Genomic DNA, 652 nt, shown 5'->3' on the forward strand with positions numbered 1-652 from the left:
TCCTCAGCGTCATCAGCCCCGGCGCTCGGAAGGCCTAGCATCTGACGGCGGTAATCCACGTCATCCGACATTAGCTTCACGAAGTCAACATGGTCCGATTCGACCAAAGGTTTGATCTTGATCAAATGGCGCGTATCCGGGTCCATGATTAGTGTGCGGATCAAACCTTCATCCATTTCACCGTAGCCCTTCACGTGACGAATAGCCACGTTCTTGATACCCTTGGCCGCAAGCTTACGTTGCACTTCACCGAGCGTCGAGCCGATAGTCAGATCGTTGCCCTTCGATTCAGCATAGAACTCCGGAGCGTTAGCCACGTACACCATGCCACGCTCGAACAGGCCGGGCAGGAACTTGTACATCAGGCCCAGCAGCAGGCTGTTAATGTGGCAGTTGCTGCTTACGATGCCGGACGGAAGCATGAAGTGGTGATACTTCGGAACAGTCAAGCAGTAGACGGGCACCGGCTCCCCTTGCTTTTGGACGCGCAGCTTATTCACGGCCAAGAAGCCAAGACCGCTCGATTTGTCCTGCTTTGTCCAATCGTGGCGGGGCAACTTGTTGTGAGCCGGGAACCACACACGATCACCGATACGCATGTCCACGGCCCGGATGTAGCCTAGGTCTTCGGAGCCCGGGAACGGCAGAAGCC

The 652-nt window shown here is 56.1% G+C and carries 1 protein-coding gene; it reads right to left on the bottom strand.

Features of this window, described 5'->3' with window-relative positions:
* Positions 1–652 (bottom strand): hypothetical protein (locus AC1RPH_RS07670; RefSeq protein ID WP_481762007.1); only part of this gene is annotated, 652 nt, incomplete at both ends.

This window comes from Dellaglioa sp. CoH-57-MRSF-16, assembly GCF_056782055.1.